The organism is Novosphingobium sp. P6W, from assembly GCF_000876675.2.
Taxonomy (GTDB): Bacteria; Pseudomonadota; Alphaproteobacteria; order Sphingomonadales; family Sphingomonadaceae; genus Novosphingobium.
Genome location: NZ_CP030352.1, coordinates 3,057,772 through 3,082,071 on the forward strand (window position 1 = coordinate 3,057,772; position 24,300 = coordinate 3,082,071).

A 24,300-nucleotide genomic window follows, 5' to 3' on the forward strand; every position below is an offset into this window, starting at 1 on the left:
GGTGAAGCGTTCAGGAAAGGCTGCGCGAGCGAACGAGCACGGAGCGCAGAAGCCCGCCCAGTTCCGCCCGGCGTGCGCTTCCCAGCATCAGCAACAAAACCGCCGTATAGACCAGCACGCCCTGCACGATCAGGAAGCCAAGGCGGGTGAGCGCGGCCAGCCCGGTCGCAGATCCGTGCACATGCATGGTATCGCCCGTCCCCCACACCACCACGGCCATGACCGCCGAAGCGCCGAGCGCAGGCGCGATCCCGGCCAGTACGTCGGCGGCGCGAATGCCGCTCGCCCGCTGGAGCAGCACCATCTGCAAGGCCAGCGTCACATACGCGCGCCCGACATAGGCGACAGCGAACCACAGCAGGCCGTGGGGTGCAGCGGCGATGCAGAACACCAGGGTAAGCGTCAGCTGGATCGCCGCCAGCCGCGCGATCACGCCGGCCCGGCCCAGCACGGTGAGCGCCGGATCGGCGAAGAAGTTGAGCGCGAAGGGCGGCCCCAGCAGGCACAGCACCCGCGCCAGCGGTATGCTCTCACCCCATTGCTGGCCGAACAGCAGCGGAATGATCTGATCCGCCAGCACGCCGATCCCGGCAATGGCGGGGAAAGCGATCATGGCGCTTGTCGATACCATCTTCACGTAACCGCGCCGGAATGCCGGCATATCGTGCTTGAGCTTGGCGAGCGTGGGTACGGCGACGGTCGAGAACGGGGTGATCAGCCCCTGCGCCACAACCTCGATCGATTTCCAGGCGGTGCGATAGACGCCCACCGCGCCGATCCCGATCATCCGGCTGAGGATCACGTCCTGCGCACGGTTCAGCGCGACAAGGAGAAGCTGCGACCCGGCAACGCTGGCCCCCAGCCTCCACTGGGCGCGCAAGGTGCTCCACGAAAAGTCGAAACCGGGGCGCCAGCGAAAGGCGTGCCAGGCGACCAGCGTGCCGATCGCCTCACTGGCGAAGCGCTGCACCACCAGTGCCCACACGCCCCAACCCGCCTCTGCCGCCACCAGCGCCAGCGTACCGCCGACCAGTCCGGCGCCGAGCGAGCGGATCGCCAGCGCACGGTGACCGAATTCGCGCAAGTTGCGGCTCATATGCGTTGCCCCGGCGGCCGAGATCGGCACTACCAAGCCCAGCGCGGCGATGACCGGCGCGGCTTCTGCGCTGCCCAGCGCGTTCGCCAGCGGCCGGCGCAGCACGAAACAGAGCAGCGCAACGAGAATGCCCATCGCAAGGTTCGCCCAGAACACCGTGTCGGCAAGGCGCGGGGTGACTTCCTTCGCGCGGTACAGGCTGCTGACCAGCCCGCCCTGCGCGATGATCTTGCCGATTTCCGCCACCGCCAGACCGACGATGAACACACCGAACGTCGCCGGACCCAGCCGATGCGCGAGAGCCGCGAAGACGATGAATCCGAATATCTGGTCGCCGCCAAAGCGCACCACGCTCCAGCCGATGGCTCCGGCTGCCCGATGCCGCAAAGTACCTTCGACAGCCATGCTGCGTCCTTAACGTTTTCGTTTCGCTTGCATAGTCATGCCGCAACTGCGAAATAGCAAGTCAAAGTCATCATCAGAGGGATGATCTCATGAACTCCGAATTAAATTTATTTAATGGCTCGTTCGAGAGCGCTATTTCTCGGTTGAATGAGTGTTTTTCGGAGCATTTACAGGGTAAATTTGCCCTCCTTGATTTCCCCAACTATTCCAACGTTGGCGATTCCGCTATCTGGCTTGGCGCACTTACCTTGTTCCGATCCCTGGCGGGTGCCGATCCGGCCTATGTCAGCGCCTTTCATAATCTCGACGATGCGGCGCTGCGTGCGGCAGTACCCGAAGGCCCTATCTTCCTGATCGGCGGCGGCAGCTTCGGCGACATCTGGAACCACCATCAGAACTTCCGCGAAGGCGTGATCGCCCGTTTCACCGACCGGCCGGTGATTCAGCTGCCGCAATCGATCCACTACAACGACCCGGCCCGAATCGCGCAGACCGCCCGCATCATCGCCGCCCATCCCAACTTCACGTTGCTCGTGCGTGACGTCCCTTCGCTGGAACTGGCGCAAAAGCACTTCGACTGCCCGGTCCACTTGTGCCCGGACAGCGCGTTGGCCATCGGTGCCACCCGCGGCGGCGCTCCATCGATGGACGTGCTGGCAATGCTGCGAACCGACAAGGAAGGCGCGGGCGTGGCGGAGGTGCCTCCCGGCATTCCCGTCGACGATTGGCTGGACGAGGATATCAACGCCGTGCGCCGGGCCAAGGCCGCCGGCGCCATTCGCGCGTGGACCGCACTTTCGCCGTCGGCCGCCCGCGCCAGGTCTTACGAGGCTGCAGCACGCCACCGGGTCGAACGCGGTTTCCGCCAGCTTTCGCAGGGCCGCGCGATCGTTACCGACCGGCTGCATGTCCATATCCTGTCACTGCTGCTGGGCCGGCCCCATGCCGTACTCGACAATTACTACGGCAAGATCGGGCGCTTCCTGGATGCCTTCACCGGGGCATCGCCGCTGGTCTACCGCGCTGCGGATCTTGACGATGCGATTGCCTGGGCGCGCGAAGCGGCCAAAAACCGGGAAGCTGCGTAAACCGTAAAAAGTGCGCTGCCTCAGCCTGCTCGCAGGCGAGGCAGCATCATGGCCCGGCGACCGACCTGGCCGATGGCCGCGCGCACTACAGCGTGGAGCGGCGGCTCCAGCCAGGCGGCAATGGCGAGCGAGGCCAATAACGATCCCGCCATAGCGCCCAGAAACGCCGGCACCGGGCCAAGCGGCGCGGCGGCCAGCAAAATGCCGCCGCCGACATGGATATGGATGAGATAGAGCGGGTAGGTCGACAGTCCCGCCAGCCGCAAGGCGCCCGAGAAACGCTCTGCCCGCACCGCGATTGCATTCCGGTACAGGAACGACAGCGCGATAAGCGCTGTGATCGCAAGCCAGATCCCATAAGCCAACGGCCACCGCCCGGCGAGATCTACCCGTCCGGCCATTTCCCAGCTCGCCGCTTCGCGAACCTGCAAGGCCGCCGCGGCAACGCAGGCAAATGCCAGTACCAGATGCCGCTTCCGTAAACCCCCGCTACCAAGCCGGGCGCAGAGCATGCCGATCGCGAAATATCCCCCGTGCTGAAACAGCAGGAGTTCGGTAAGGCGCCCTCCTCCTGCCAGCAATCCGGTCGCCACCGCCGTCCAGTACCCGGCGCTCGCCAGCCCCAGCCCCCAGGCAAGCGCCTGCATCCCGCGCGCGGCCCGGCCCGATGCCAGCATCGCCCAGATCACCGCGTAGAAGCACACTTCGACCGGGATGGTCCAGAACTGGCCGATTATCCAAGGGCCCCAAGGCATGAACGTGAGCGTCTTGAGCGCCAACCACGCCGCTTGCCCGGGCGGGACGGCAAAGACCAGCACCGCAACCGGAAAGGCAATGGCGCAGGCGATCAGCAGTGCCGGCAGCAACCGCGCCGCACGCCGCTTGGCAAAACTGCGCGCGCCAACCCCTTGCGCCGAATAGGCGATGACCGCCCCCGACACGACGAAGAACACCTGCACGCCGACCCAGCCGCACCAGCTCAGCTGCCAGCCGGGCGGATAGGCAATTACGGCGCCCAGCGCGGTATTGAGCATGCTGCCTTCGATCGCCCAGACCTTGAACCCAAGATGATACACCACAACCAACACGGCAGCGAGCAGGCGCACGGCATCTAGCCCATAGACGGGCGCCTTGCGCGGACGGGAAGATACGGGGCTGGGCGTCATGGCCCGCGACCATTCGCACAATCGGCCGGTGGGCCAAATTAACTCGCAGTCATAACCTGGAGAATCCGGCGGGCCTGTTCGCGCCAGGAAAAGCCCTCGGCACGGGCAAAGCCCTGAGCGCGCAGGGATTGCGCAAGGGCCGGATCGCCAAGAACCCGCCGCACCGCCGCCAGTATGTCTTCGCTGTCGAGCGGATCGCAATAGAGCGCCGCCGTCCCGCACCGTTCGGTCATCGAGGGGATCGCCGAGGCGACGACCGGGCAGCCCAGGCTCATCGCCTCGACCGGCGGCAGCGGCGATGCTTCGTAAAGCGAGGGAAACAGCAGGCACGAGGCCCGGCGATAATAGCCCGCCAGCGCTTCGAGGCACGGTACCTGCCCCACGAATTCCAGCATATGCGCCACGTCCGGCGCGACGCTGGCGCGGATCGGGGCGAGGATCTCGTTGCTCGCACCGACCAGCACGGTGCGCACGCCGTCTTCGCGCGCAAGGCGCTGGGCGACGGCGATCACCCGCTCGACGTTCTTGCGCCGCGAAAGAGAGCCTACATAAAGCACCATGCGCTCACGCTCGCCGTCGTGCGTGCCGGGCGCGCCGCGCTCCACCCGGTCATGGCTCCAGCCGCCGTTCTGGATGGCGACGATGCGCTTGCCCGCAGGTCCGTTCAGGCGTTTCAGGCGTTCACGTTCAGTCACCGACACGGTGAAGATCGGATCGGCGCGGCGCAGCAGTACGGGCAGCAATGCGCGGTGCGCCCAGCGGTAACGCAGCGAATAGGCCTGTGGCAGCGAAAGGTAGGATACGTCATGGATCATCACCGCCACGCGCTGCCCGGCCAGCGCCGAGGCCAGCGGCGCGGTGTTGCCCAAGCACAGCAGGCGCCTGCCTGCGACCATGCGCGGCAGTACCAGTTGCTCCCACAAGTGCCCGCTTGCGCCGCCCCGCCGCTCGACTTCGATATGGCGAAGGCCCAGCGTGGATACGTCCGCATCAGGCTCGCAGGCCAAGGCAATGCGGTGCGCCGTTTCGCCGGCCCCCACCATCCGGTCCATTTCCGAAACCAGTTCGCGGGCAACCCGCTGCACGCCCGTCACGGGCTGCATCAGAAAGCGGCCATTAATCAGAATCGCGTCGTCGCCCTGCGACATCCGAGCCCCCACGTTGCCCGCCCTGCATGGCGCGCCCTGCGCCGCTAGGGAAGATTGCTCGTGCATGAAATCGAGGTTAAATCTTGGCAATACCGATAATTGCGCGTCGCAATCGCTGCACCGCAATATTACGCTGAGGACCTCAGGTTCAATGGCGTGTACGGAAAGGCGGCGCTGCTTCTTCATGTCGATGCTGCCGGTCTACATCAACGGCAAGTTCTATTCGGGCGGCCTGAACGGGGTACACCGGGTGGCCGACCGCCTCGTGCGCGAGATCGATGCACGCCTTGGCATGGGATCAGGCGCGGCCGTCCCGCCCGTCACGCTGCTGCTGCCCGCCCGCCACGACGGCGACTGGCTGCCGCAGCTGCAAAATATCGAAGTGCGCACACTGGACGAAGCGCCCTCGCAAGGCTGGGAACAGCGGCGGCTGCCTGCGCTCGCGGCAGACGGCGTGCTGGTCAACCTCGCCAATCTTGCGCCGCTGCGCCATCGCCGCAAGATCACGCTGATCCACGATGCGCAGTTCCTGTTTCCCGACAGTTCGTACCCGCTGCGCCAGCGCCTGGGCTACCGCCTGCTGACCCCGCGCATGGCCCGGTCGAGCGCGGCGGTACTGACCGTGTCGCACTATTCGCGGCGCATGCTTGACGTGATGGGCGTATCCTCGGCGGCGCGCACGGGGGTGCTCTACAACGGCGTCGACCATGTACTTGAGGCGGAGCCGGACGAACGCGCTCTGACCGAACTCGGCCTGTCCCCGCGCGGGTATACGCTGATGTTCGGCAGCGCCAAAGCCTACAAGAACAACGCCGTAGTCTTCGCTGCCTATGCGCAAGGCGCGCTTGCCGCAGTGCCCTTGGTGGTCGTGGGCACCACGCGCGGCGCACTGGCCGCGCAGGGCCTGAACGCTCCCGAAGGCACCATATTCGCCGGAAAGTGCGACGATGCCCGGCTGCGCGCGCTCTATGCGCAGGCGCGCTGCCTGCTGTGCCCATCGCGCACCGAAGGGTTCGGCCTGCCCCCGCTGGAGGCCATGCTCTGCGGCACGCCGGCCGTGGTCGCGCCCGCCGGGGCCTTGCCCGAAGTGTGCCGCGACGCCGCGCTCTATGCCGATGTCGACGATCCTGCTTCGTGGGCGCAGGCGATCACCGCGCTCGACCCCGCTTCCTCCCTGTTCGCGCGCAAGGTGGAGGAAGGACGCGCACGGGCGCTGCAATTCACCTGGGCAAGGGCGGGCGGCGAACTGCTGGACACGATCATGTCGCTGAGCGAACAGCCCTTGAGGCAGGCAGCATGAACGGGCGCCAGCCGCGCGTATCGGTGATCCTGCCGTGCTACAACGGCGAGGTCTATCTGCGCGAGGCGGTGCAGTCTATCCTCGACCAGACCTTTGCCGATTTCGAACTGATCGTCGTCGACGATGGAAGCACCGATGGCTCGCCTGCGATCCTGCGAAACATGGCGGGCGGCGACGCGCGCATTCGCGTGGTGACCCAGCCTAACGGCGGGATCGTCGCCGCGCTCAACGCTGCGATCGAACATGCGCGGGGGCAGTACATCGCACGCATGGACGCCGACGACGTCTCCTTTCCCGAAAGGCTGGCATTCCAGGCATCCTACCTCGACCAGCACCCGGACGTCGTGCTGGTAGGTGGCTATGCCGTGGGCGACCGCAATCCAACCCCCGCCAGCACCCGGACCACCGGCGGGCGCCATGCCAGCACCGACCTTTCGGTGTTTCCCCCGCGCATCGCGGTTTCGATGCACCCGCTGATCATGATGCGCGCGGCCGCGCTCAGGGCCATGGGCGGCTACCGCAGCGACTATCGGCATGCGGAGGACTACGACCTGTTCATTCGTGCCAGCGCGCATGGCCGGATCGAAAACCCACCCGTCGACGTACTGTTCTACCGCCGCCACGAAGGCGCGATCTCGATTGGCAATGTCGAGGAGCAGGAACGTTCCGCCGTGCGGGCGGAGCTTGACGCCATCGCGCGCACCGGCGCCGGCCTGCCCCCCGCCCTGATCGTCGAGGCGTATACCCGGCTGCGGATTTTCCGCCGCTACCGGGCGATCTCGGCAGAACGGGTGCGGGCGATGCGCCTGCCCGTGCTCGCCAGCCTGGTCGCGATCACTCCGCGATCACTGCTGTCCAGCCGCTTTCGCCGCCTGCCGCTGCTGATCGGGGTGGCGCTGGTACGTTCCATGCGGACGGCCTGAAACGCACTCGGCCCCCGGCGATTGTCCATCGCCGGGGGCCGAGCCGGTGGTCATCCTGTTACGGCGCCTGCTGTCAGCTGGCCTGCAACGCGATGGCCGCGGCAACCCACTGCCCCGACGCGGAAAGCGTGAACGCGCCGGGGTCTTCCGTGCCCGAGACGATCTTCCACGCGCTTGCATTGGTCGACTGGCCGCTCGCGCTCGATGCCCGCGTCATGAACCCCGAATACCCGGCCGGACCGGAGGACACAGCGGCGGTACCGTCAAGCGCAAGGACGGCGATGTCCAGGCTTGCGCCCGTCCAGCTTGGGGTGATCGCCGGCGGATCGGCGGACGTGGCGGCGCTGCGCAAATAGCTGCCCATCTCCACCGCCCCGGTCGCCCCGGTAACGCGCAGCACCCGCGTCACCGCCTGCTGCGAGCCGGACAGGGCGACGTTCAGCACCTTGCCGCCCTCCGTGCCGTCCGCTGTCCGCGTGAACACCATCAGCGTGTGAGCGTTGGAGTTCGAGACGTACTGCGCCCGCTGTGTCCAGGCCCCGGCGGCCGCATTGTCCCAGGTGACGGCAGGAACCGCATCGATCGTCATCACCGCCACCAGTACGTCGCCGGCATTGACGACCCCGGGCATGGCCACCGTGATGCCGGTCGCATCGGCGGCGTTCCAGCTTTCAGTCTGGTCGGCCACGGCGATGGTGGCCGGCGCTGCCACCGAAATCGCAAACGCGGCATCGGCCGTTGCCCCCAGACTGTCGGTTACGCGCAGGATGATGCCGGAACGCGTGCCCGCAGATGTAGGTATGCCCGAGATGGCGCCCGTCGCCGGATTGAGGGCGAGCCCGGCAGGCAATGCCGCCGATCCCGGCGCGAGGGTGAAGACGTAGGGCGCCGTCCCCTTCACCACGCGCGGAGCATAGCCGGTGTAGGGCAGCTCCTGCTGGCCAGCTACCGGCACATACCTGAGCGCAAAAGGGATCGCCGCATATGCCGCCAGAAGGTGGTCGGCGCGCGTGCCTGCATGAACTTCGTTCGGGTGAACCCCGTCCGAGGAATTGCTCCCCAGCGCCATGCCGCGCCCGGCATCGGTCTCGGCATCGGAGAGGATGAAGGCAGCGTCGCTCGCCACCGTGTCCACCGCGTCGAAGCAGGGCAAACCGTCCTCGGCGAGCGCGCCCGAGCGCAGCCATGCGTTCCAGGCATCACGCGCCGCCTCTTGATGCGCCGTGAACGTGGTGTCGCCGTAGGCCTCCTGCCAGATCACCATGTCGAAGCCGTAAGCGCGCAGCTTTGCAGCCATGCGCCGGGCCTGCCCTTTCATCGCCTCGACAGCCGTGAGCGCGCTTGGCGCATCGGTGACGTTGGTCTTGATGTCGTTGTGGCCGTAATCGCTGACATAGACGTTGGGCACGCCGGGCGTGAGATAGGCGGCGGACGGCGTATCGAAGCCGGTGTAGCCGAGTTCGAGCCGGTGCCCCGCGATGCCGATGTTGCGATAAAGCACGCTGGCGGCGGAGCGGTGGTGAAGCGCGGCCGTGATCGTGCGGTTGTTGGCGCCGCCGGTGCCGAACACGATGCTGTCGCCGCCCGCAAGAAACGAAAGCGTAGCCGGCTCCGCAGTGGAGAACACCGCCTTCAGCGCCGCCTTGATCGCAGTGACTTCGCTATCTGTCGGCGCGGCGGCATAGACCACGAAACCGCGCCAGTCGGTGCGCCCGCCGTACTCGATCGCTTCGCCGACCTCGCCCCCGGTATTGAGCATGGCAGCGGCGGCGGCGGGGTAGTCCGCCGTCTGCTCATCGCGGTGGACTACTTGCTTTGCAGCGCTGGAAACAAGACCCAGCACCGCCAGGTTGTTGACGCCAAGCGCCCGCGCATTCGTTGCCGTCGCCGGGATTGAAGCGCCCGCCACCATCGGCTGCATGGCCAGATTGCCGGCACTGCGCGGGCTGGTCAGGCCGTAGTCGGTCGCCGCGCCGCCGAAAGCCCAATAGCCGCAGGTCGCCGCCTGCCCCGGCGTGCGCGCCGCCATGAACACCGCGCAGTCCGCGCGCGGGATCGCAAGGGTGGCGGGGATCAGCATCGGGCTGTCGGTATCGTAGTTGGTGATGGTCGGCCCGCCCTCACCCAGCCAGAGCGTGGGCTGGGCGGAGGCGGTGGGCTGTGTCAGATGGCGGCCATTGCCGGTCTGGTCGTAAACCGCCGCAACCGTGACCGCAGAGGCGCCCTTGAAAGCCGAGGCAGCAGCGATGTCCAGGGCCTGCCCGGAAAAGCCGATGTCGAGTTCGGCCCCGTCCGATGCACGGCGCAGGCGCAGCGCCGGTCCGGCATAAGCGGAAACCAGCAGGCCAAGACCGTAGGCTCCGGCCAGTGCCGCGCTGGCGGGCAGATACGTGCCTGACGTGGGGGTCGGCGTGGGCGTGGGGGTCGGCGCCGCAGTGGCCCCGGTCAGCGTCACGGTATATTCCACCGCACGGGCGGCAGCGCCCGCCCCCACGCTTTCGCGAACTAGCGCCACCTGGCTCGCCCCCGCAGCCAGCGCCGAGGCCGCACTGATGCTGGCGCCCGCTACCGCCAGATTGGCATTGCTGCCCGAACGTAATGAAAAGCTGGAACCCGAACCCAGTGCACGCGGCAAGGCGAACAGCGCGCCGCTGCCTGAAACGGTGCGCGTGCGGTTACCGACGCCGCCCGAGCGGCCCCCCGATACGAGGCGCGTCATACTTAACCCTCCCCGACGAGATCGGCGGCGGTCGTGCCGGCGGCGCGCACGTAGAGCGCGCGAACGGCGATGTAGCTGGCATCGGGCAAGTTGCGATACGTCACGTCGGCGGCGCCATCGACGCCGCGCAGCACCACATTACCGCCAGTGCCGACGTAGATGCCCTTGGGCACCAGCGCCAGCGTCTCGGTATCGCTGGGCACAATTGCGAAGGGCGAACGCGACGGCGCAAAGGCGGCATCGGCATGGGTCTGGAAGGGGTCCTGCATCTTGGCAACTCCGACTGGAAGGCAAAGGGACTGATGGCCAGGGCGACTCGCCGCCCGGCCTTCGTTCGCTTTATGTTCCATTCGAATCAGTGTAGGAAAGTGATTAATCGCGCGAGCGGGAGTTGATGCCGATGGGCCGGGGATGCGCGTACGCAGCCCTTGCTTCACGCCGCAGCGGCAGGCCCTTGATCGAGATTGCCGGCAGCCTTGCGCGCCAGATCCTGACGCATTGCCGCACGCCCCTCACGATCGAAGCCCAGCGCCTGCGCCACGCATTGACGCGCAGCTTCCGGGCGATCTCGCGGCAGGACGGGGATGACGAACCGGTCGGCGACGACCCGTACCTTGGCGGTCCCGTCCTCGATCGCCAATGCCGGGGCTTCGGCAAGGATCGCAAAGATCAGCGCGTGAAGGCGGTTGGTCAGCACCAGCGCAGCTTCGCGGTAAAGGGCGATCAGCGGTTCCAGTTCGTAACCGCCGAGCACCGTGATCTCATGCTCGGGCCAGCGCGCGACCAGACGGGCAGCGGCGGCCTTGTCCATACCGTCGCGCGGATCATGACAGGCGATGACCACGCGCGCACCGGGCAGCGCGCTCAACGCCGCCTCCAGCGCCACGTCGAGCGCATCCCCTTCGATCGTGCGCCCCTCGCTACCGTCGATGCAGGGGGCGATGACGATCCACCGCCGCTCACCCCGGCCCGGCGAAATCGTATGCGCGCCGGCCGTGGGCAGGAACACCATGTCGGCATTGACCGCGTGCACCTTGCCGGGAGCCAGCCGCGCAAGATTGCGCGCCGATGCCTCGTCGCGCAAATTCACGACCTTGCACAGCGACAGCACCGCCCGCCACAGGACCCGGCGCATCGGAGAACGGATCGCGCTCACCCCCAGCCCCCGCGTCACGAGACTGCCGCCGCCCAGCCGCGCGCTCAACACGCCCACCAGCAGCCCGAGCAAGGAAGGGATCGAAACGTTGTCGCGCACCAGTTGCCCGCCGCCGAAGACGAGCTGCGCCCCGAATGCCTGCCGCGCGAACGCCGGTATGGCCTTGCCGGAAACCAGTACACCGCCCGCCGCCTCGACCTGCCGCTCCACCGCCGCCGGCAGCGGTGCCCAGCGGCGCACGAGGCCCCCCCGCCCGCCGGTCAAGGCAAGGTTCTGCAGCAGCAGTTTGAGATCGCCCAGGTTATGCAGATCGCCGCAGACGAAGACCTGACGCCGCATTTGTGCCTGTGCCTGTTTCCGGGCTTTGGCCATGGCCGCCCTCGGGTCCGGGATTGTCGCCAGTCCCGTCACATCTCCAGTATCCGGCGCGGATCGACACGGCCGCGCAGGCAGTCGAAAATGGCGAGCATGTTGCCCAGAAATCGCCCGCGCCGATCGACCAGCGGTTCGGGCCGAAGGCTGCGCAGCGCGTTGGCCGCAACGTTGTTCCACATCAGGCGATTGCCGAAGTCCGGCCGCATCGTGCCCTTGCGCTTGAGGTAGACGATGTTGGCGACTTGCGAATAGCCCAGCCGCTTGCCCGAAGTACGCCCGCCGCTGGTGCCCAGATGCACCCCCGTCACGGCGCGGGTCGACACCTGCCGCCCCTTGCGGCCAAGCCGGTTGGTGAAGTCGATGTCCTCCTGCCAGCCGTAAAGCGGCAGGTTCTCGTCAAAACGCATGCCTTGGGCAGCGCTGGTGCGGATGGCCATGTTGCAGCCGTAAAGCTCGTGCCGGTGACGCAGTTCCGCTGCCGCCGGGTCCGGCTTTGCCAGCAGTTCGAGCGCCTGCTCGATCGTGAAGCCGCCATGCCGCACCCCGTCCCCGCGCAGTTCCCCGGTGATCCCGACGATGTCCGGGTGCCCCTCGAACAAGGCCTCTACCTGCGCGAGGTAATCATCTGCCGGGATGAAATCGTCGTCGAAGAACACGATGATGTCCGCCTGCCCTTCAAGCGCATCAAGCGCCCGGTTGCGTTGGCGGCACAGGCCCCTTTCGGAAAACAGGATGCGCGGCGCGCCGCGCGCCTGCTCAACCCCCGCGACATCCGCGGGCGAGACGGATACGACCATCACGCCGTCCGCACGCCGGGTCTGCAAGTCAAGCAGGTCGACGGTCCGGCGCACCAGTTGGGCACGGCCGACCGTGGCGATCACGACATGGATGCTGGGCAAGCGGCCAATTCCCTCGACAGTCACTATCGGCCCGATATCGCAGCCGATGTACACATGGAACGAGGCGCAGGATAAAGAGAACGCGGCCAACTACAGTGTTAAAAAATAGTCACTGCACATGAACATCCTGCGAATATCGAGGTAACTCTGATAGTCGCCATGCATGGCAAGGCACCGTGAAACCGCATGTGCAAGTCAATCCACGGAGACAGTCCACGACATGACCGCCCCGTCGATCGCCATTCGGCCGGCGCTCGCGCACGGCGACATTGCAGACGTGCCCGGCAAGCGTGTCCGCGCCATCAACCGCGTAGTCCTGTTCAATGTGAAGTACAGCCCCAACCTGGGCGACGGCCTGCTGAGCGAATGCCTGGAACGCGAACTGATGCGTTCGCTGCCCGATTGCGAGGTCGTGTCCGTGGACCTTGCCGGCCGCACCGAATATCCCGCCTCTCACGGCCGGGCGCGCGGATTGGCCCTTGCCCTGCTTGACCGCTGCCCTGCGCCGCTTCGCCAGGTTGCCGCGCGGGCCATGCTCGAAATGCTGCTGCGCACCCGGCTGCGGGGGCGCTACCGCGTTGGACTTTCGGGCGCCGATGCCGTGGTTATCGGCGGCGGCAACCTGCTCACCGATTCGGACCTGAATTTCCCGATGAAAATTTCAGGCGCCCTTGCCGAGGCGGCAAGGCTCTCGTTGCCCGTCTCGGTCTATGCGGTGGGCGTTGCGCCCAAATGGTCCGACGCCGGTGCAAGACTTTTCACCCGCGCCTTCGCCAATGCACGCCTTACCTGGGCTTCGGTGCGCGATATCCGCTCGCAGGAAGGCTGGGCCGCGCATTTCGGCCCCCGCGCGGTCCTTGCCGAAGTAGTAGTCGACCCGGGCGTACTTGCCAGCCTGCATTACCCGCCCGCGCCGCGCAGCCTGAGCGGGCGCAAGGTCGGCTTTTGCGTGACCGACCCGCTGGCGGTACGGTATCATAGCGACAAGACCTCTGCCGCCACGCTTGAGGATTGGTATCCGGCGGCACTGCGTTCGCTCGTTGAAGCGGGCTTTGAAGTAGCCCTCTTCACCAACGGCAGCCCGGAAGACCGCGAATACCTGCACGGCCGTTTCTATGACTGGATCCACCATGCGCGAGGGCCGGTCACGCTCAGCCCGTCTTTCGAAACCCCTGCCGATCTCGCCGCGTTCGTGTCGGGCTGCAACGCCATCGTTGGCCACCGCATGCATGCCTGCATCGCTGCCTATTCCTTTGGCGTTCCCGCCATAGGGCTGCGCTGGGACGTAAAACTCGACAGCTTCTTCGAGCTGGCCGGGCGAGGAAACCACATGCTCGACCCAGCCTCCGTAGAGGCGGGCGACGTAGGCACGCGCACCGCCGCCGCCATTGCCGATCATCTCGACCCGGCCCCTCTGATCGCGCGGGCATGCCGGGAAGTGGCCGAATTCGCGGCGCGCCTGCAGGATGCCATGCCATGATCGGACGCATCGTCCAGATCAACGACCTCAGCGACCCCAAGGGCGGCGCCAGCAAACTCGCCGTCCAGGCCGCCTGCGATCTCGCCGCACGCGGACACCAGGTGACTTTCATTACCGGCGACGCGGGAGACAGCCGCGCCCTTGCCGACGCCGGCGTGGAGATCGTCGCCCTCGGCCAGCAGCGCCTGCTTGCGGGAAGCCGCGCCAAGGCGATGGTGACCGGCCTTTGGAACCGCGCGGCCCATACCATGGTGCGCGACTGGATCGCCCGGCACGATACCCCCGCAACCGTCTATCACCTGCATGGCTGGTCGCAGATTCTTTCGCCTTCGGTGTTCGGCGCGCTCGATCCGGTACGCGAACGCCTCGTCATCTCCGCGCACGACTTTTTCCTCGCCTGCCCCAACGGCGCGTTCGCCTGGCTCAAGTCGGGCGAGGTATGTCCGCATGTCCCGCTTTCCCGCGCCTGCCTTTCCACCCCCTGCGACCGCGACGGCAGTGCCCGTAAGCTGTGGCGCAGCGCGCGCCAGGTGGTGCAGCGCCGCGCCTACCGGCCGCGCTCTTCGCCGCCAGTGCTCGCCATTCACGAAGGCATGCGCGATTTCCTTACCCGGGCGGGTATCCCGGCCGGATCGATCATCGCCCTGCCCAATCCGGTCGAACCCTTCTCATCCCGGCGTATTGCGGCCGAGCACAACCGCGAAATCCTGTTTGTCGGCCGTCTGGAAGAAACCAAAGGCGCCGATCTAGCGGCGCAGGCAGCCGCACGTGTGGGGGCCGAACTTACCGTGGTGGGCGAAGGTCCGCTGGCCGATCGCATCCGCCAGATTCATCCCCGAGCCCGCCTCATGGGGCGGCGCAGCCCTGCCGAAATTCGCGATCTTGCCGCCAATGCTCGAATGCTGGTCATGCCCAGTCGCTACCCGGAGCCTTTCGGCCTGGTGGCGATCGAAGCGGCATGGAGCGGTCTGCCGGTGATCCTGGCCCAGACCGCACTGCTCAGTGACGATCTCGTCGCATCGGGCGCCGGCATCGCCGTCGATCCGCGCAACGTCGATGCGTTCGCCGATGCCATTCGCACGATCCTTGAGGACGACGCCTTGACGCGCACAATGAGCGAGGCGGCGTTTATCCGCACCACGTCCCTGGCACTGACACCGTCTGCATGGATCGATCGCCTGGACGCCATCTTTGATGAGAGGTTCACAATGGCAGCAGGCGATATCCCCATGGCGCTTGAACAACGCCTGCAGGCAAACCGATAGCTGCGACGAATGCCGCCTCTGCGATGGCAGTTGCAAGCGTGGGCAAACAGCATCCCGACACGATTAAAAGTTCGCAAGCCAAGCGTGTCAGGCCTTACCCATAAGATCAGTTCTGCACAAAACGCCGTAATTCCTAAACGAAACCTCCATATTTTATCTACATGGAATTCAATAATAATAGCTCGCAAGTTAAATTAATTTAATTACGATCCGATATGACCCATATTGCACTGCAAAATGTAGTTGTTCCGAACTGATAAAGCGAAATATGGTATATCCATATTAATTGATTCGTCGGTCAAAATCAGTGTGATCGCGGCGGGTTCAATCAGGAGCATGTCGATGCAGACCGCGAAAGCGCAGGTCGCCCGAAGGGAAGCGACGCTGCATCGCTCCCCTGGCTGTTCCTCCGGCAAGGCTGACGACCAGAGTCTTGCAGACTGGGGACACCAGATCGTGATGAGGGCTTTCGATCTTGCGGTTTCCGCGCTCGCGCTGCTGTTGTTCCTGCCGCTGCTGTTGCTCGTCGCCCTGGCCGTCCGGCTAACCAGCTATGGTCCGGTTCTCTTCGTCCAGCAGCGCATTGGCCGGGATGGAAAGCAGTTCCCCTGCCTTAAATTCCGTTCGATGGTGGTCGATGCCCGCGAACGGCTGGAAACACTGCTTTCCAGCTCGGAAGAAGCGCGGCAGGAATGGGCACGCGACCAGAAACTGCGCAGCGACCCCCGCATCACCCCGATCGGCCGCATCCTGCGCAAGACCAGCCTCGATGAACTGCCACAGCTCCTGAACGTCCTGTTCGGCCATATGAGCGTGGTCGGCCCGCGCCCGATCGTAGAGGGTGAAGTCGCTCGCTACGGGCACCGCTTCGGCGCGTACTGCTCCGTCCGGCCCGGGCTGACCGGCCTTTGGCAGGTAAGCGGGCGCAACGAAGTCAGCTATGACACAAGGGTACGGCTCGACGCTTTCTACGCCCTGCGCAAGTCGCTGGTCTATGACTTCGCAATCTGCCTGCGAACGGTTCCAGCCGTGCTTGCTTCACGCGGATGTTATTGAAATGGCGCCCTACCTGACGAGCGCGGCGATGCCGCCCCACAGGCCCAGGCTGATCACCGCCGCGAGCAGCCACCAGCGCCACAGGATGGGCCTCCCGCCGATCGGCTGCGCCGTTTCAGCGGCCTTCGCCGTGTGCGAGCGGGCACGATGATCGGCGCCTGCGGCTTCTGCGCCCGTTCCCCAAGGGCCGACATCGCGGTGCGCGCCGGTATCCGATTCCGGCCTGCCGGAAACATCGTTTCCAGGCTCACTCGCAGTCATAATTCGCAGCCTTCGTAATGCGACGCCGAAAAACCAACGCGGACGGCAGTAAGTCCGTTCCTTTGATAGCACCATGCCGCCAATTGGTCGAGCCGCACAGGATGGCACGATGTTCCAATCGCTTGATCTGACCGACCCCTTGATCGCGCACCGATACATGGTGGCGATGCGCGTCCTGCACGAACTACCGGGCTTCGACTGGTATGACAGCCAGTTCCTCGCCAAGTTCGAAGCCGCGCGGCAGATGCTGGAAATCGTCAATCCGGCCAGCGCCCCCGCCTTCACGGCCGCTTTCGATGTCCTGCGCACTGCGCCGGACTTCAAGGTGCGCCACGTGCGCCAGCTTCTCAGCGATGCGCACTTCGAAAACCTGCTGGCCGAAGTCCGTGCGCTGCCGCCCAAGGCGCTGAAATCGCGTGAAAACGCCCAGTTCGGCCGCGACATCTTCCACGATCTTCCCGCGCTGGGCGTTCTGCAACGCGAACTCACGCCGCTGGTGTCGGAGTTTGCCGGGGAAGAGGTCGAACCCTGCTACAATTTCCTGAGCCTCTATCACGGCGGCGGTCGCTGCCCGCCGCATATGGATGCCCCTTCCGCCAAATGGACGCTGGACCTGTGCCTCGCGCAAAGCTGCGAATGGCCGATCCGGTTCAGCGACATAGTCCCCTGGCCGACCGCCGGAGAGGCTGCGACGGTATCCGACGAGACCGACCCCGCCCTGCTCGGCATCGTCTTCGAGGACCACATCCTGCATCCCAACGAAGCCTTGCTGTTCTCCGGGTCCTCGCAGTGGCACTACCGCGATTCGATCCCCGATGGCGGCTTCTGCCACCTCGCCTTCCTGCATTACCACCCGGCGGGCTGCGCCGACCTCATCGACCCCGCGCGCTGGGCCACCCGTTTCGACTTGCCCGAACTTGCCGTACTCGACGCCGTGTTCGACGCCATGCGGCCCGTGGCGCAGTGATGACGGCAACGTACCGCGTCTTCGGCCTGAATGTCCGCTTCCCGCGCGAGGTTCCGACCTTGCGCGGCGCCCGCATCGATGATGACGTGGCCGCTGATGTCCACGTCGCCTTCGCCCCCGTCACCCCGCTACCGGTTATGGAAACCGTCAACGACGACCTCGATACTTCGTGGAACGCCGAAGGACTGACGATCGCGGTGGAGGAAGTGGGCCGGTTCCTGATCCGCGGCGGCCACACCATCGTCGTCGATCCCTATCCCGGTGTCAGCCAGGCCGAGATCGACCTTTACCTCGCCGGCTCGATCATGGGCGCCATCCTGCACCAGCGGGCGATCATGCCGCTGCACTGCAATGCCTTTGCCTGCGGCGGGGCAGCCGTTCTTCTGTGCGGCGATTCGGGCGCCGGCAAATCGACCCTGGCCGCCTGGTTCGAGGGACGAGGCCGCCCGCTTCTGACCGACGACGTCTGCGCCGTCACGTTCGAACAGACCGGCAAGGCGATCGGCCACCCCGGAATGCCGCGCCTTCGCCTGTGGGACGATGCCCTTGAAGCCATGGAACGGATCGGCCAGGCGGCCTGTTCGGTACCCTGGGCAGACGGCAAGTTCGAACTCGAAATGTCATCGGACCGCGTCCGGCAACCACTGCCCATCGCCGCGATCTACCATTTGCGCGAAGCAGAGCAGGACAGCGGTTTTGCGGTCACCGCGCTGCGCGGCCTGCCGGCCATCGATGCGATTACCTCCAGCATATATCGGCGGCGCATCGGCGACCTCGTCGGGCAGACGGCCGGCTATTTGCAGGACACCGCGCGCCTGGCGACCGGGACCCCGGTATTCCGGGTCGAGCGGACCTGGGGGATGGAACACTTCAACCGGGAAGCCATGCTTATCGAAGATCATGCCACTGCCATCTGCAGCCGAATTACAGCATGAAAATTCTTTAACACCCCACGACACCGTCAATATAAACTTGAAGTAGACCGCAGCAATGTTAGTCTTCAATTCCGCAACACAAGTAATTTTGAAAAACTATAATTTTTCTTTATTTACTTAGTGTTGCTTTTTAAAGAAAGGCTGGTTCAATATGGCCAACTCCAACAATACCATGGGTACCTCGGGTCGTATGACCTGGCAGCGCCCGGCTGTGGTCCGCATGGGCGCAGCCGACGCGGAAGGGACGACGATGATGTCTATGATCACCGACTCGACCCTGCCGCGCCGGATGATGGGCTCCTAAAGCCTTGGGGAAGCCGGCCTCGATTGTTCTGACGAACTTTCGGGGCCGGCTTCTTCAGGCTTTCCTGGTTGACGAAGGTCGACCCGGCCTGATCGCCAGACTCTGCTGTCAACCGGCACCGACCGATCTTCTCCCACATCGCCCGGCCCTGCTTTTTCGGCAGTGTGCATGTGCCCGGCAAAGGACCATTCATGACCGCTCTGATTACGAGTGCCGAAACTTTCACAAAGAATCCGACAACCGCCACGGCGGAGGTCGACGGGCAGTTGGTCGCTCTCGACATCCAGGCAGGCGTCTGTTTCGGCCTCAACGAGGTCGCCACCCGGATCTGGAAGCTGCTTGACGAGCATCATGACGTAGCCGGACTGTGCGACGCCCTTCTGGATATCTACGACGTAGACCGAGCCACCTGCGAGGAAGAAACGCTCGCGCTGCTGCGTGAACTCGTCGACGCCGGCCTGGTCGGCAGGGCCTGAAATTCAGCCATATGGCGCGGCACAAGTCATCCGCACAGACGCAGGATCCGCTTAAGTGACCGCCATTTGCACGCTCTGGAACCGCGACGGCGCCGACGCCACGGACATGGCCCGGCCATTCGCCATGGCATCCCGGCGCTATGGCCGCGAGCCTTGGCGTTCATGGTCCGGCGGTTCGGTGCTGCTGGGCAGGTGCCTGTTCCCGCTCCTGCCTGAGGACCGGCTGGACGAACCTCTCGACAACGAGGTGCAGCGCTGGATCGTCGCCGCCGATGTGCGGCTGACCGAGCGCCGCGACCTTGCGGCCCAACTGGGTCTCGATCCGGGTACGATGTCGGACGGCGCGATCGTGGCCGCAGCGCTCGAACGCTGGGGCGAGGCTGCGTTCGAACGGATCTACGGCGTCTTCGCGGTGATCGCCTGGGACAGGCAGGAACACCGCCTGGTCCTTGCCCGCGACGCCATGGGGGACCGCCCCCTCTATTATCACGCCGAGGCAGGACGCTTTGCCGCAGCCTCCATGCCGGACATCCTCCTCGCCGATCCGGCCACACCCCGCACTCCCGATGTCGAGCAGTACCGCCAGTTCCTGCGCATGAACTCGTTCGCGCCCGGGCGCTCGGCCTATACAGGCATCGATATCGTGCGCCCGGGGCACATGCTGGTGGTTTCCGCCACTGGCCAGCAGGAAACCGCGTGGTGGAAACCCGACCTCACGCCGCTTCTGCTCGATACCCAGGCCGATTACGAAGACACCCTGTTGCAGGCGATCGAAAACGCCGTGGGCGCCTGCCTGCGCCGCGCATCCGGCAAGGTCGGCGCGCACCTGAGCGCGGGCTTCGACAGTACCGCCGTCGCCACCACCGCGGCCCTCGCCCTGGCCCGCGACGGCCAGCGCATAACCGCCTTCGTCGCGGCGCCGCGCGAAGGCCCGGTGCGCACGATGGCCACGCGCCACTTTGCCGACGAATCGCATGTCGCGGCCCGCACTGCCGCCATGCACGGCAACATGGACCTCGTGCGCGTCGTACCCGGACAAGGCCCGCTGGCCGGGCTCGACCGCACCCGCGCCCTTTATCCCTCGCCCATAATCAACTTGTGCAACCTGCCCTGGTTCGAGGAAATCAACGACACGGCGCGCGACCATGGGGTCAGCGTCCTGCTGCATGGCCTCATGGGTAACAGCTCGATCAGCGAATCCGGCATCTGGGCGCTGCGCGAACTGGCTCGGCAGCGCCGTTTCAAGCTGTGGCTGCGCACCGCTCGCGGATTGGTGCGCGGCGGCTGGATGCGCTGGCGCGGCGTGCTGTTCAACACGGTAGAAGACCTGCTGCCAGACCGGCTCTGGCGCTGGGGCATGGCGCTTTCGGGCCGCACGATCGAGAACGACCGCGACATGTCGCTGCTCACCGACAGCGCGTATGACGAAGCCGCGCAGGCGCATTGCCAGGCAGCGGCAGAGGCCGGGGAACCGGTCCCCGACGCCGGACCATTCGGGCGCGAGCGGGGTCTCTCCAGCGTCGAATGCCGCCTGATCAGCACACGCACCAATGGCGCCGGCGACCAGTACAAGGCGATGCTGGCCGAATGGGGCCTGGACCTGCGCGACCCTACCGCCGACCGCAGGCTATTCGAACTGGCCTTGCGCATTCCGGTCGAACGGCTGGTCTGGAACGGTGAGCCGCGCGCGATCCTGCGCCGCGTGCTGGCTGACCGCGCTCCGCCCGAAGTGCTCGATAACCGCCAGCGCGGCTATCAGGGCGCCGACTGGGCCCAGGCGATCTGTCAGGACCGGCAGGCCTTCATCGACGAGATGGAACGGCTTGAACTGTACGAACCCACTGCCGCCTTTCTCGACACCGCCAAAGTTCGCCGCCTGATCGCCGACCTGCCCGAAGACGGCTCGGCCGATTGGGACAGCGACGAAGCCGAAAACAGTTACCGCCTGGCCTGCCTGCTCACGATCTCGGCGGCCAGCCACATGCGAAGCATCGCAAGGAGCAATCTGTGACGCCGAATACCCGGTTCCCGCGCCTGGCCGAAGCGGCGGTCGACACCCTGCTCGCCTCCGTCCAGGGCAATGCGATCGCGATGATCAACTGCGCCCGCACGCTGCTGCGGGAAAACGACCAGCAGGAACGCGCCCGCGCCGTTTGCCGTGAGGCGCTGGCCCTCGCGCCGACGAACGCCGAAGCCCACGCACTGGCGCGGCCGATCCTGTCCGAAGGGATCGGCAGCTGGTATTTCACCATGGTTCTCGACACGTATCGGCACGAACTTTACGCGCGGGCCCTGCGCCGGGTGCTGGCAAACGGCGGTGTCGTGCTGGATATCGGCGCCGGAACCGGGGTTTTCGCCATGCTGGCCGTGCAGGCCGGCGCCAGCCATGTCATCGCCTGCGAACGCGATCCCGAAGTGGCCCGCGCAGCAAGCGAGATCATCGCGCGCAATGGCTTTGCCGACAGGATAACCCTCCTGCCGATAGATTCGCGCGAACTGAACCTGGGCCGCGACCTGCCCGAACCTGCCGACGTGCTTTTGTGGGACAACCTCGCCAACAACTTCCTCGGGGCGGGCTGCGCTGCGACGCTGGCGGATGCCAAGGCCCGGCTGCTGAGGCCCGGCGCACCCGTGCTGCCGGGCCGGGCGGAACTGCTCGTCGCCCCCGTCACCGACCTTGAAGCCTCGCAGCACTGCATGGGCATCGTCGATGGACTGGACATGACCCCGTTCAACGCGCTGCGCGGCACCGACTTCACGCTTGGCCGCGATAAGTTCGCATTGCGCAGCGAGCCTGTCACGCTGTTCGATTTCGACGTCACGGGCCCCGAACCGATCCGCCCCGATCGATCCAGCGCCCCTGTATCGCTGACCGCCGGGCAAGTGGACGGCGTAGCGCAGTGGTTGCGTTTCCATCTTGCGGACGATATCGCCTACGATACGCTGGGCGAGGAAGTGCGCGCTTTCGGCGCGCAGTTCCACGTCGTCGATCCGTTCGAGGCGGCCGAGAACCAGGAAGTGCGCCTCCACGGCGCCCATGACACGATCGACACCTGGTTCTGGATCGAGCCGTGAACCAGGACGACCTTGCTTCCCTGCGCACGAAGTTCGGTCGTTTCGACTGGGAAGAGAGGCGCGCGCTGGTGGAAGCGATGGTGCTGCTGCTACTTGCCGCCCCGCTGGTGCGGTTCCTGCCGCTCGCGCTGATCGGGCGGATCGCCGCAGCCGGCCCTTTCGGCAAGGCGCCTGCCACGACCGACCGCACCGAGGTGCTGACGTGGATGGTCGCATGGGCGGTCGACCGCGCGGCCAAGCGCAGCCCCTTGCGCGCCTTGTGCTTCGAGCAGGGCCTGGCCGCGCAGATCATGCTGCGCCGGCGCGGGATCGATTCGACGCTGTTCTACGGCGTCATGCCAGCATCCGGTACATCGCGGCCGATCCGTGCCCATGTCTGGATCGAGACAGAACGCTTTCCCGTTATCGGCGATCCCGAGCCGGGCGGCTTCGCGCTTCTCGCCACATGGCCGCAAGGGCGCCGCGCCGTCTGGGCACAATGCCGGTCATGACGGCACCTCCCGGCACGCTTGTCCTGTGCCCCGAATTCGCATTCCTGCTTCATGCCACGCGCTGGCCGCACGATGCCAAGGCGATCGAGACCATCCGGCATGCCGCAGCGGCCATTCGCGATCCTGCCCGGCTTATCGCCCTGGCCCGGCGCCACCATGTGACAGGACTGGTGGCCCGTGCGGTCGGCCATTGCGAGGGTTTGGCAGATACGCCGCTGCGCCGCGAACTGCGGCAGGACGCACTGGATCTGGCGGAGGAGCAGTTCCGCCAGCTTTTGCAGACCCGGCAGACCGTGGCGGCTCTGCGGGCGCACGATGTTCCCGTGGCGGTGCTCAAAGGCGCGCCTGCCGCGCTCACCATCTACGGCGAGGTCGGGGTTCGAACCAGCATCGACATCGACCTGCTGATTGCCCGCAAGGATCTGGAACGCGCGCACGAGGTACTGTCGCAGGTCGGCTACGAACGCAGCGAGCCGCCTTGTGATGCAACGGCGCGGCAGCTTGGCGCGGTGTCACGGTACGGCAAGGACTGGGCTTACGACCATGAGCATAGCGACACCGGCATAGAACTGCACTGGCGCCTGTTCCAGAACCCGCGCCTGCTCGGCCATGTCGGGGTGGGCGATGCGGTCGATGCCGTGGTCTCCCCCGGCATTACCCTGCCTGTCCTGCCGCGCGACCTGGGTACGCTCTACCTCACGGCGCACGGAGCGGAACATGCCTGGTCGCGCCTGAAATGGCTGGCAGACCTTGCCGCCGTGTTGCGGCAGGAACCCGGCGCCGCCGACCGTCTGGTCACCGACGCCGCAGCCAACGGCATCGAACACATGACGATGGCCGCGCTGCTGCTTTGCCATGAACTCTACGCCGCGCCCTTGCCTGAAAAGGACTGCACGGCGCTGGCGCAGGAATGGCGAACCCGCAAGCTGCTGGACATCGCGCGCGCCAGCTTGATCGGCGAACAGGATGGGACCGAGCTGGAGGACCGCGCTATGGCGACCACGCGCAAGAACCTTGGCCATTACCTGTTTTCCAGCGATCCGCGCTACTGGTGGCGCGAACTGACGTACGACCTGTTCCACGATGCCGGCGCCGACCATTCCCGCAGCCTGGCCGGGCGCGTGATCAAGCGGATCGTCAACGTCATGCGCCTGCCCTCGGCCCGTGCGGCATCCTGATTTGGATGACGGTATTTTCACTTAGAATTGCCAGTTTTAAACGTGATTTTCAGAATTTCGGGCGACAAGGGAGGCATGATGTCTTCCTTGCTCACGCCCCGGTTCCTCGTCAACGCCGCCAGGCTGGCGCTGCTGCCATGCCTGGGCGGGCTTGCCGCCGTCATCCTGGGTTTCGACGCGTCGCCGGCTTCCGCCGCTGCGGCGACGTTCCTTGCCGCCATCGTCATGCTTCAGGCCGCGCCGAAAGTGCGGGCTGCCGACATGCTCGGCATCCTGGCGCTTCTGGTCACGATGCTGGAGTGGGTCCATGCAGGGATGACCGGCAGCATCGACGCCGCGCGTTGGCAGGCAGTGATCGCAGTGGCCGGTGCGATGGCGCTGCTGCTCAAGATACAGCACTTGCGCTCGCTCGCGCGCGAAGACCCTTATGTGCCACTGCGGCATCTCGATCGGCGCAGCGCCCTGCTGAGCCGGCCCCGGCCGCGCAAGGACGAAACCCCCGCACCGCCCGCACGCCGCGCCGCCTGAGCGCGGCGG

General features: G+C 65.9%; 23 protein-coding genes. 15 read left to right on the top strand and 8 right to left on the bottom strand.

The features are described 5' to 3' along the window. Positions 1–10 precede the first annotated feature (10 nt). Complete coding sequence (locus TQ38_RS14680; protein WP_052505565.1) at positions 11–1,501, bottom strand: lipopolysaccharide biosynthesis protein; 1,491 nt, start codon at positions 1,499–1,501, stop codon at positions 11–13. Between the two features lie 89 nt (positions 1,502–1,590). Between TQ38_RS14680 and TQ38_RS14685 the strand changes: the two genes are divergently transcribed. Beyond that, on the top strand, positions 1,591–2,589 hold the full coding sequence (locus tag TQ38_RS14685) for a polysaccharide pyruvyl transferase family protein (protein WP_043971500.1): 999 nt from the start codon (positions 1,591–1,593) through the stop codon (positions 2,587–2,589). A 20-nt stretch (positions 2,590–2,609) separates the two neighbouring features. On the opposite strand, the gene TQ38_RS14690 is transcribed toward TQ38_RS14685, so the two are convergent. Further along, positions 2,610–3,755 (bottom strand): acyltransferase, encoded by a 1,146-nt coding sequence (locus TQ38_RS14690; protein WP_043971502.1) that lies wholly within the window; start codon positions 3,753–3,755, stop codon positions 2,610–2,612. A 38-nt stretch (positions 3,756–3,793) separates the two neighbouring features. Further along, positions 3,794–4,903 (bottom strand): glycosyltransferase family 1 protein, encoded by a 1,110-nt coding sequence (locus TQ38_RS14695; protein WP_052505566.1) that lies wholly within the window; start codon positions 4,901–4,903, stop codon positions 3,794–3,796. Positions 4,904–5,087: 184 nt separating this feature from the next. On the opposite strand from TQ38_RS14695, the gene TQ38_RS14700 reads away from it, so the two are divergent. Together TQ38_RS14700 and TQ38_RS14705 are read left to right on the top strand one after the other, a co-directional pair. After that, entirely contained in the window at positions 5,088–6,203 is a 1,116-nt protein-coding gene (locus TQ38_RS14700; protein WP_052505567.1) for a glycosyltransferase family 1 protein, read from the top strand. Then, complete coding sequence (locus TQ38_RS14705) at positions 6,200–7,126, top strand: glycosyltransferase (RefSeq protein WP_052505568.1); 927 nt, start codon at positions 6,200–6,202, stop codon at positions 7,124–7,126. Before TQ38_RS14700 ends, TQ38_RS14705 begins: the two co-directional genes overlap by 4 nt. A gap of 73 nt (positions 7,127–7,199) precedes the next feature. Here TQ38_RS14705 and TQ38_RS14710 read toward each other — a convergent pair whose 3' ends face one another. From TQ38_RS14710 to TQ38_RS14725, 4 genes are all read right to left on the bottom strand, one after another. Then, positions 7,200–9,845: a putative Ig domain-containing protein gene (locus tag TQ38_RS14710; protein WP_043971505.1), complete on the bottom strand. Its 2,646-nt coding sequence runs from the start codon at positions 9,843–9,845 to the stop codon at positions 7,200–7,202. Between the two features lie 2 nt (positions 9,846–9,847). After that, a complete protein-coding gene (locus TQ38_RS14715; RefSeq protein ID WP_043971507.1) occupies positions 9,848–10,114 on the bottom strand; it encodes a hypothetical protein in 267 nt (88 codons plus the stop codon). Between the two features lie 164 nt (positions 10,115–10,278). Then, positions 10,279–11,373, bottom strand: coding sequence for a polysaccharide pyruvyl transferase family protein (locus tag TQ38_RS14720; RefSeq protein WP_043971509.1), 1,095 nt, complete (start codon positions 11,371–11,373; stop codon positions 10,279–10,281). A gap of 35 nt (positions 11,374–11,408) precedes the next feature. Next, the gene (locus TQ38_RS14725; protein ID WP_052505570.1) at positions 11,409–12,275 is read right to left on the bottom strand and encodes a glycosyltransferase family 2 protein; all 867 of its coding nucleotides are present in this window, start codon (positions 12,273–12,275) and stop codon (positions 11,409–11,411) included. 220 nt (positions 12,276–12,495) lie between these two features. On the opposite strand from TQ38_RS14725, the gene TQ38_RS14730 reads away from it, so the two are divergent. The 3 genes from TQ38_RS14730 to TQ38_RS14740 all read left to right on the top strand — a co-directional run bounded on the left by TQ38_RS14730 (position 12,496) and on the right by TQ38_RS14740 (position 16,076). Continuing rightward, positions 12,496–13,755, top strand: a complete 1,260-nt coding sequence (locus TQ38_RS14730) for a polysaccharide pyruvyl transferase family protein (RefSeq protein WP_052505571.1) — start codon at positions 12,496–12,498, stop codon at positions 13,753–13,755. Continuing rightward, positions 13,752–15,020, top strand: a complete 1,269-nt coding sequence (locus tag TQ38_RS14735) for a glycosyltransferase family 4 protein (protein ID WP_082057535.1) — start codon at positions 13,752–13,754, stop codon at positions 15,018–15,020. The genes TQ38_RS14730 and TQ38_RS14735 overlap by 4 nt, the downstream gene beginning before the upstream one ends. A gap of 342 nt (positions 15,021–15,362) precedes the next feature. Next, the gene (locus TQ38_RS14740; RefSeq protein WP_205316039.1) at positions 15,363–16,076 is read left to right on the top strand and encodes a sugar transferase; all 714 of its coding nucleotides are present in this window, start codon (positions 15,363–15,365) and stop codon (positions 16,074–16,076) included. 9 nt (positions 16,077–16,085) lie between these two features. On the opposite strand, the gene TQ38_RS14745 is transcribed toward TQ38_RS14740, so the two are convergent. After that, entirely contained in the window at positions 16,086–16,337 is a 252-nt protein-coding gene (locus TQ38_RS14745; protein ID WP_043971515.1) for a hypothetical protein, read from the bottom strand. Between the two features lie 109 nt (positions 16,338–16,446). Here TQ38_RS14745 and TQ38_RS14750 point away from each other — a divergent pair, with 109 nt between their 5' ends. The 9 genes from TQ38_RS14750 (at position 16,447) to TQ38_RS14785 (ending at position 24,291) form a co-directional block, all read left to right on the top strand. After that, a complete protein-coding gene (locus tag TQ38_RS14750; protein ID WP_043971518.1) occupies positions 16,447–17,304 on the top strand; it encodes a hypothetical protein in 858 nt (285 codons plus the stop codon). Next, on the top strand, positions 17,304–18,239 hold the full coding sequence (locus TQ38_RS14755; protein ID WP_052505572.1) for a hypothetical protein: 936 nt from the start codon (positions 17,304–17,306) through the stop codon (positions 18,237–18,239). Before TQ38_RS14750 ends, TQ38_RS14755 begins: the two co-directional genes overlap by 1 nt. Positions 18,240–18,390: 151 nt before the next feature. Beyond that, positions 18,391–18,543, top strand: coding sequence for a hypothetical protein (locus TQ38_RS29985; RefSeq protein ID WP_162792257.1), 153 nt, complete (start codon positions 18,391–18,393; stop codon positions 18,541–18,543). A 191-nt stretch (positions 18,544–18,734) separates the two neighbouring features. Continuing rightward, positions 18,735–19,019: a PqqD family protein gene (locus TQ38_RS14760; RefSeq protein WP_043971520.1), complete on the top strand. Its 285-nt coding sequence runs from the start codon at positions 18,735–18,737 to the stop codon at positions 19,017–19,019. 55 nt (positions 19,020–19,074) lie between these two features. Continuing rightward, on the top strand, positions 19,075–21,030 hold the full coding sequence (locus TQ38_RS14765; protein WP_043971522.1) for an asparagine synthase-related protein: 1,956 nt from the start codon (positions 19,075–19,077) through the stop codon (positions 21,028–21,030). After that, on the top strand, positions 21,027–22,094 hold the full coding sequence (locus tag TQ38_RS14770; protein ID WP_052505573.1) for a class I SAM-dependent methyltransferase: 1,068 nt from the start codon (positions 21,027–21,029) through the stop codon (positions 22,092–22,094). Before TQ38_RS14765 ends, TQ38_RS14770 begins: the two co-directional genes overlap by 4 nt. Next, positions 22,091–22,585, top strand: coding sequence for a lasso peptide biosynthesis B2 protein (locus TQ38_RS14775; RefSeq protein WP_043971525.1), 495 nt, complete (start codon positions 22,091–22,093; stop codon positions 22,583–22,585). Before TQ38_RS14770 ends, TQ38_RS14775 begins: the two co-directional genes overlap by 4 nt. After that, the gene (locus TQ38_RS14780) at positions 22,582–23,763 is read left to right on the top strand and encodes a nucleotidyltransferase family protein (RefSeq protein WP_162792258.1); all 1,182 of its coding nucleotides are present in this window, start codon (positions 22,582–22,584) and stop codon (positions 23,761–23,763) included. Before TQ38_RS14775 ends, TQ38_RS14780 begins: the two co-directional genes overlap by 4 nt. A gap of 75 nt (positions 23,764–23,838) precedes the next feature. After that, positions 23,839–24,291 carry a hypothetical protein gene (locus tag TQ38_RS14785; RefSeq protein WP_043971531.1) on the top strand — a complete coding sequence of 151 codons (453 nt, stop codon included), beginning with the start codon at positions 23,839–23,841 and terminating at the stop codon, positions 24,289–24,291. The last annotated feature ends 9 nt before the right edge of the window (positions 24,292–24,300 follow it).